This is a genomic window from Streptomyces sp. NPDC046465 (assembly GCF_040646035.1).
GTDB lineage: Bacteria > Actinomycetota > Actinomycetes > Streptomycetales > Streptomycetaceae > Streptomyces.
Genome location: NZ_JBEYZK010000059.1, coordinates 1 through 7803, shown reverse-complemented (window position 1 = coordinate 7803; position 7803 = coordinate 1). Strand labels below are relative to the sequence as shown.

Sequence of the window (7803 nt, the reverse complement as noted above, 5' to 3'; positions counted from 1 at the left end):
CCACTGCCCAGTCCCCCCAGCCGATCGGCGCACCTCCGGATTGCCAGCTCAGCCGAATCTCGCTGATCAGACCGGAATTGTCAGACACCCCCTAGCGCGCCGGAGCCGCGGGAGTGTGCCGGAGCCGGTTGACCAGGGACGCCGTCTCCGGCTCGAAGGAGGCCATGTCGAGTGCGAGCGACAGTTCCTTGGCGAACGTGCCCTGCGCCTGGGCGACCAGTTTGCGGCCCTCGGCGGTGAGGTGCGCGAACATCACCCGCCGGTCTTCCTCGCCGACCGTACGGGCCACGAGGCCCTCGTTCTCCAGGCGGCTGACCAGGCGGCTCATCGTGGACTGACTGGAACCCACCGAGTCGGCAAGCTCCTGCATGCGCAGCGCCCCGCGCGACAGGACCGACAGGGCCGTGAACTCCGATGCGGTGACGCCGTGTTGGCGCTGGAGCTTCTTGTCGAGGGTCGTACTCACCCCGTTCACCAGGAGCAGCAGTTGCCTCCACAGCTCGAGTTCGCCACTGAGTCGCCCGCGCGCGGCAGTCGCCATGCCGTCCCTCACCGTCCCGTCCTTCGCCTGCGCCCGGACCCCGGCCCCCTTGAGGCAGCTCCGCGCCCCACGGTGTCGTCACAGCAGTGAATACTTGCCTTTGCAAGCATAGGTCAGAGGGGGTCGCAAGGGCCAGGGTGTACGGGCGGAAGTGCTGACATGAGTGCGGGCAGAAAGAAGAGCCGGTGCGCCCCGGTTCAGGGGTGCACCGGCTCGTTCACCGGCGGGCCGTCAGATCAGCCGCTGGACACCGGCGCGGGCGCCGCGTCCGCGCCACGCCGCCGTGCGGCGCGGGGCTTGGCAAACCTGCGCATCATCGGCATCTCGACACCCTTGTGCAGCAGCCACGCGAAGCCCATGCACACCACGAAGTAGAGGGCCATGACGCCCATGCCTCCGACGAACCCGAACTGGCGCGTCTCGCCGATCAGCGAACGGACGTACACCAGAAGGACGTTGTGCACGATGTAGAAGGCGAACGACACCTCGCCCAGCCACACCATGACGCGCCCTCGGAAGGGCGAGCGGCCGCCGCGCAGGTCGGTGGTGGCGACGGCGGGGATGAGCAGCGCGAACGGGATGAGCGCCGCCGCGTTGAGACCGAAGAGCCAGGGCGTGGCGTTGGCGATCGCGTAGCCCACGACGACGAGACCGCAGGCGGGCAGCAGCCCCAGGTTGATCCAGCGGCCGGTCATGAGGATGCGCGCCATGACGATGCCCAGGACGAAGTCGAGGGTGCGCACCGGCGGCAGCATGTAGACGGCCCAGTACTGGATCTCGGAGACCGGGAAGCCATTGGACATGGTGCCGTCGGGCAGCAGGAGGTAGCCGAGGGCCGGGATCGCGGTGATCGTGACGACGAGGCCGCCCGCCCACGCCCACAGCCGCTCGGGCCGTATCGCCGAGATCCACCGGTGCAGCAGGGGGAAGCAGAGGTAGAAGAAGACCTCGCAGGACAGCGACCAGCTCGGCGGGTTGATGCTCAGGTACGTGTGGTAGTCCGGGATCCACGTTTGCAGCAGGAGCAGGTTGGGCAGCCACTGCTGCCAGGTGGCGGTCGCCGCGGCGAACAGCACCATCGCCCCGATCCAGCCGGCCACGTGGCTCGGGTAGAGCTTGACGAGGCGGCGGCGCAAGAACTTGCGGGGCGTGTCGCTCGGGCGGGCGGAGTAGGTCAGGATGAAGCCGCTGAGCAGGAAGAAGAAGGTGACGCCCATCCAGCCCGTCTTGCTGGCGGCCGCGTGGAAGACGTCCGAGACTCCGCCGCTGAAGGGGTTCAGGGGCGGCTCCGTCGTCAGGGACGCGTGGAAGAGGAAGACCATCACCGCGGCGATGAAGCGCAGGCCTGTCAGCGAGGGCAGCCGGGTGAAGCCCTCGGGTCTGGTGGGCGGGACGTGGACCGTACTGCTGCGGGGCGCGACGTTCGTCGCCATGGAAGGCCTCCGTGAGGAAGTGGGCGGGGAAGAGTGTGCGGGAAGCATGCGGGGGCAGTTAATGCATCCTGATGCAAGGATTAGTGCTGCGTTATGGACGCTTTGGACGCTGTGGACGCTGACGGCGCTGTGGACGACGTTGTGGATGTGGGTACGCCGCGGCGCGAGCCCCGGGGCACGGACCCCGCCGCCAAGTCCTGCTGGATCTCGGCGAACGAGCGGTTCTTCGTCTCGGGCACCGCGCGCACCACGAAGACCAGGGCGCCGAGGCAGACCGCGGCGAAGCACCAGAAGACGGCCGCCTCGCCGAACGCGTCGGCCGCGGGCAGGAAGAGCTGGCCCACGACGAAGTTGGCGGACCAGTTGACGAGGACGCACAGTGCCACGCCCTTGGCGCGCACGGCGGGCGGGAAGACCTCCGCGGCGAGGATCCAGAAGACCGGGCCGATGCCGACCGCGAAGGCGGACACGTAAAGCCCCATGGAGAACAGGCTGACCCCGTGCGAGGCCTCGCCGAACGCCCCATTCAGGGCGCAGCCGAGCGGCACGAGCGCCGCCGCCATGCCCACCAGGGAGAAGACGAGCAGCGGCTTGCGGCCTGCCCGGTCGACCAGCGGTATCGCTGCGATCGTCATGAGCAGGTTGGCCACGCCGATGGCGACGGAGTACATGATCGAGTTCGTGGCCGGAAGACCGGCCCGCTGCATGATGCTGGGGGCGTAGTAGATGATCGTGTTGATCCCCGCGAACTGCTGCACCGCCCCGATCGTGACGCCGATGAGGAGACCGCGCCGCACGACCGGCTCGGCCAGCATCCCGCGCAAGGTGCCGGGGCCGGGGCCCGACGCCGGGACGGGCTCGTCACCCGGGACGGACAGCCCCTGGCCCCCGCGCTCGGCACGTCGGCGCCGGTGGAGCCACACGGGGCTCTCGGGCACGAAGAAGAGGCCGACGAGCATCAGGACCGACGGGACCAGGCCCGCGCCGAACATCGCACGCCAGTTGGCGTCCTCGGCGAACCAGAGGTTGATCAGGTATGAGACGAGGATGCCCGCGGTGAGCAGGATCTGGTTCACCGTGATGAGGCGGCCGCGCAACCGGGGCGGCGCCACCTCGGCCAGGTACAGCGGGACGAGTGAGGACGCGGAGCCCACGGCGAGGCCGAGGACCACCCGCGCGGCCACCAGGGTCCAGAAGCCGGTGGACAGGGTGGCGAGGGCGAGCCCGAGCGTGAAGGTGGCGGCGATGACGATCAGCGTCTTGCGGCGCCCCCAGCGGTCGGCGGGACCGCCGCTCCAGAGGGCACCGGCCGCAGCGCCGAGCAGGAGGGACGAGATCACCGCCCCCTCCTGGAAGGACGTCAGGTGGAAGTCCTCCTTGAGGAACAGCAGGGCTCCCGAGATGACGCCCGTGTCGAAGCCGAAGAGCAAACCGCCGAGGGCGACGACGCCCACGGTGAGGGCCAACCGCCATGGGGGAATGCCCGGTTCGGCGCTTTCTGTGTCTTCACTCGCTGTGTCTTCACTTGCTGTGTCTTCACTTGCTGTGTCTTCACTTGCTGTGTCTTCGGGCGCCGCCCGCAGGGGTGGTCGTGTCGCCTGGTCGATTTCCACGGTCACCGACAGCACTCGCTTTCTTGGGCTGCTTCTTGGGTCTGCGTACTTGCTGGGTCGTGGTACTTGCTGAGCCTCGGGCTTCACACCCCGTACCTCGCCCGGTACAGGGAGAAGCGACTGGTCAACCCCCGACGGGAGAGGCCGAATTCGGCGGGCTGGAAGAAGCGGGAACGGCGTGCCTCGCGGACCGTTCCGTCGACGAACGTCGACACCACGCGGTCGAACATCGGCGTCGCGGTGACGCCCGCGAAGGCGAGTACGGCCCGCACCTGCCCGGCCGGGTCGGCCACCAGGTCGTCGAAGCGCAGGTCGAGCAGGCGCCCCCGGGGCACGTCGAGCCGCGCCCGCTCGGACGCCGTGATGTGGCGCTCGACGCGATCGGCCCACTCCTGCCCGGCGGGCCGCACCTGACGGGCCGTCCGCCCGCGCAGAGCCGTCGCGATACCGGCGCACGCGGCGACGGTGTCCGCCGGATCGCGGTGCACCTGGATCACCTTGGCGTCGGGGTAGACCCGCAGCAGTTGCTTCAGATAGCGGGCGTGGAAGGAGTCGCGCAGCACGAGGCGGGAGGCCGGGATGCGCCAGGTGACCGCCTGGATCTGGGCGCGGTGGAACGCGTACGCCTCCGTCGTGTCCGCCGTCTCCAGCCATGCCGCGTAGCTGGGCACGCGCCAGGAGAGCGTCGCCGTCATGCCGTGGAACGCGTTGCCGAGAAGCCGGTGGCAGCCGCCGGGCCGCGTGGCGTCGACGAGCAGCCCGGAGCCCCGTTCCGCGGTGGCGCGCGCCGGGTCCCGCGCGACGCTCCTTGCCCGGTCCAGTGCGGCGCGGCGCTGCCGCAGGGTGGTGGGGCGGCCTGCCGGGTCGTGCAGTTCCGCCAGGGTCGGCGCGTCGAGGCCGGGGTGCTCCGCGAGGGCGTTGTGCAGCATCGCCGCGCCGCTGCCCGGGAGTCCGGTGACGAAGAGCGGGGCCCGGATGTCGTTCAGTGCGATCTCGGGCCGGTCCCGCAGCAGCCGGATCATCTGCTGCTGCTTCCGGAGGGCCGACATCAGCTCGGAGCGGGCGGCTCTGCGGCCCTCCGCGTGCAGGTCGGCCTCGGTGTCGAGGGAGTGCAGGAGCCGGTCGAGCGCGGGCAGGAAACGCAGTCCGACGGCGCCCGCTTCACCGTCCTCGCGCGCCCGTTCCAGGAGGTCGTCCACGGCGAGCACGTCGCGGTCACGCAGGTCGACGCGCCCGTGCGGCGGCGCGTGCCCCGCCGCCCGCAGCAGGTCACCGGACGTCCGTCGCGGTTGCCCACCGCCCCTCCCCCATGCCGGGCCGCCCCCGGGTCCGCCCCAGGGGACAGCGGACTCACGCGCGAGGACAGCTGGTTCACTCCGTCTGCTCACCGACCCACCTTCCAGATACGGGTGTACTGGCAATGCCCGGCAGGACGAGGGTCCAGAGGCGGGAGAGGTGCCGCTCCACGCTGTCGTCGCTGTCGTCGCCCTCGCCGGGCAGGCCGTTGAGCCGCCCCCAGAGGCGGGCTTCCGCGCCCGCCAGGAGGTACTCGGCAAGGAGCACCACATCGCCTGCGGCGACGGCGGGGCCGAGTGCGCCCCGGTCCGCGCGGGTGAGGATCTCGGCCACCGCGGGCAGCCAGAGCGCGGACCACGTGCCGTCGCCCTCGGGAAGCTCGCGCCACAGCCGGATCGCCGCGCGCACCACCTCGTCCCTTTCGAGCAGCCGCGCCAGGTCCAGGGTCAGCGCGACCACGGTGGCGAGCGGCGGCGCCGAGCCCGCGCCCGCTTCCGCCACGCACTCGAGAACGGCGGCGTCCCCGCGTGTCCGTACGGCCTGGGCCAGCGCCGCCTTGGAAGGGAAGTGGAAGGTGAGGGCACCTACCGAAATACCCGCGGACCCGGCGACGCGGCCCAGGGACGTGCCCTCGTATCCCGTGTGTTCGAACTCGCGGGCCGCTGCGAGGACCAGGGCCTCCCTGGTCCTCGCGGCCCGTTCCTGCTTCACCATCGCGCCCTTCCCTGTTCCCCGGAGTCCCAGATCCCGCTCCGGTCCTGCACGCCACAGCCACTGTGGGCACTGGGCGCGGCCCCGACAACGCCGACTTCCGAAAGTCGACCCTCGCGCTGCCCGGAGGGTGTCGAACTTGGCCAAGTAGCGGCCGACTGCTCCCCGGGCTTCAAAAGAAAACGAACGTTCTCTATTCTAGTGGGGTCAGGCGCCATCACGGGGAGGGAATGCCATGACAGAGCTCCAGGACCACCGGCTGCCCGAGCTGATCGGGGACGCGTCGATCAGTTCGTACGCGGAGACCGTCTTCGGCCATCTGCGCCGCGCGGATCAGCGGCGCTGGGCCGCGGCCTACGTGCTGGGACTGCTCACCACGCCCGGCAGGAAGTCGGTCAGACGGCTCGCGGCACAGCTGCACGCCGGTCCGACGGCCGCCCAGTCCCTGCACCAGTTCGCCAACGCCAGTCCCTGGGACTGGCAACCGGCCCGCCGTGAGCTGCTGCACCTGGCCGAGCGCCACACCCGGGTGCGTGCCTGGACCGTCGGTGTCGCGGTGCTGCCCAAGCGCGGCAGCCACTCCTGCGGCGTGCACCAGCGCTTCGAGCGGGCCACTGGGCGTACCGTCAACTGCCAGATGGGAATCGGCCTGTTCCTTTCGTCGGACGCCGCGCACATCCCCGTGGGATGGCGACTGCGGCTGCCCAAGGAGTGGCACGAGGACGAGGAGCTGCGCGCCCGGACACGTATCCCGGAGACCGTGCGGTACGGCTCCCCCACGGAGCACGTCCTGCACCTCGTCGACTCGCTCGCCCCCCTCAGCCACCGTGAACCGGTGCCGGTGGTCGCCGACACGTGCCACCATCCGACGTCCGGGGCGCACCTGGCCGCGGAGCTGACCGCGCGCGGGCGCGACTGCGTGATCGCCGTGCCGCACGGCCTCCGGGTCGTACCGGAGGGCCAGCGCGTGCTCGCGCCGGGCTCGCCCGACGGGACCCTCACCGCCGGACGGCTGCTCCAACTCCTGTCGCCCAAGGGGACGGCGGCCATCGCGACCGAGCTCAGGCACGGCCCGCCGCGCGCCGACCGCCTCGTCTCCGCCCTGGTGCGCCTTCCCGGGCGGCGCGGTATCGCCCCCGGCGTCTACCGCGTCTTCGCCCGGCGGCGCCCCGGGGCCCACGGCGTCGGGCGCGTCTGGCTCACCAGCCTGGTGCACCCGCCGCTGCACGACCTGCTGCCGCTGATACAGGCGCAGTCCGGCACCGCCGCCGCTCTCGCGGACCTCACGGAGAACTACGGTCTACGCGACTTCGAGGGTCGTTCGTATCCCGGCTGGCACCACCACATGACCCTGGCGTCCGCCGCGTACGCGTACCAGCGGCTCGTCGCGAGAGGCTCGGCCGGGCAGCAGCCGCAGCCGCAGCCGCAACCGCAGCGGTACATCGCCTGAGCCGACCCGAAATCCTCAGACAGGCCCTCAGCTCGCCCGGCCGAAGTCGATGGCGCTGTACGCGCGCAGCTTCGACAGCCGGTGCGTGGAGTCGATGCGGCGGATCGTGCGGGAGCGGGAGCGCATGACCAGGGACTCCGTGGTGGCGCTCTCGGCGCCGTAGCGCACGCCCCGCAGGAGCTCGCCGTCGGTGATGCCGGTGGCGACGAAGAAGACGTTGTCGCCCTTGACCAGGTCATCGGTGGACAGCGTGCGGTCCAGGTCGTGGCCCGCGTCGATGGCCCGCCGGCGCTCGGTGTCGTCCTTGGGCCACAACTTGCCCTGGATCACGCCGCCCAGGCACTTGATCGCGCAGGCCGAGATGATGCCCTCGGGGGTGCCGCCGATGCCCAAGAGCAGGTCGACACCGCTGTCCTCGCGCACGGCCATCACCGAGCCCGCGACGTCGCCGTCCGAGATGAGCTTGATGCGGGCACCGGTCGCGCGGACCTCGTCGATGATCCCCTGGTGCCGGGGGCGGTCCAGTACGACGACGGTGACGTCCTCGGGGGCGACGTCCTTCGCCCTGGCGACGCGGCGGATGTTGACCGAGGCGGGCGCGTTGATGTCCACGTAATCGGCGGCCTCGGGGCCTGTGACCAGCTTGTCCATGTAGAAGACGGCCGACGGGTCGAACATGGCGCCGCGGTCGGCGGCGGCCAGCACGGCGATGGCGTTCGGCATGCCCTTCGCGCAGAGGGTCGTGCCGTCGATCGGGTC

General features: G+C 71.0%; 7 protein-coding genes. 1 reads left to right on the top strand and 6 read right to left on the bottom strand.

Annotated features, from left to right (window positions below):
- Positions 1-91 precede the first annotated feature (91 nt).
- From ABZ953_RS38960 to ABZ953_RS38940, 5 genes are all read right to left on the bottom strand, one after another.
- Complete coding sequence (locus ABZ953_RS38960) at positions 92-541, bottom strand: MarR family transcriptional regulator (protein ID WP_361734227.1); 450 nt, start codon at positions 539-541, stop codon at positions 92-94.
- A 236-nt stretch (positions 542-777) separates the two neighbouring features.
- Complete coding sequence (locus tag ABZ953_RS38955) at positions 778-1974, bottom strand: acyltransferase (RefSeq protein ID WP_361734225.1); 1197 nt, start codon at positions 1972-1974, stop codon at positions 778-780.
- 80 nt (positions 1975-2054) lie between these two features.
- A complete protein-coding gene (locus ABZ953_RS38950; protein WP_361734223.1) occupies positions 2055-3440 on the bottom strand; it encodes an MFS transporter in 1386 nt (461 codons plus the stop codon).
- Positions 3441-3670: 230 nt separating this feature from the next.
- The gene (locus tag ABZ953_RS38945; RefSeq protein WP_361734221.1) at positions 3671-4975 is read right to left on the bottom strand and encodes a sulfotransferase; all 1305 of its coding nucleotides are present in this window, start codon (positions 4973-4975) and stop codon (positions 3671-3673) included.
- Positions 4959-5597: a TetR/AcrR family transcriptional regulator gene (locus tag ABZ953_RS38940; protein WP_361734220.1), complete on the bottom strand. Its 639-nt coding sequence runs from the start codon at positions 5595-5597 to the stop codon at positions 4959-4961. Before ABZ953_RS38940 ends, ABZ953_RS38945 begins: the two co-directional genes overlap by 17 nt.
- 232 nt (positions 5598-5829) lie before the next feature.
- Between ABZ953_RS38940 and ABZ953_RS38935 the strand changes: the two genes are divergently transcribed.
- Positions 5830-7044 (top strand): transposase, encoded by a 1215-nt coding sequence (locus ABZ953_RS38935; RefSeq protein ID WP_361734218.1) that lies wholly within the window; start codon positions 5830-5832, stop codon positions 7042-7044.
- Positions 7045-7071: 27 nt separating this feature from the next.
- Here ABZ953_RS38935 and ABZ953_RS38930 read toward each other — a convergent pair.
- On the bottom strand, positions 7072-7803 hold a 732-nt coding region (locus ABZ953_RS38930; protein ID WP_361734216.1), incomplete at its 5' end, for a fructose-bisphosphatase class II family protein.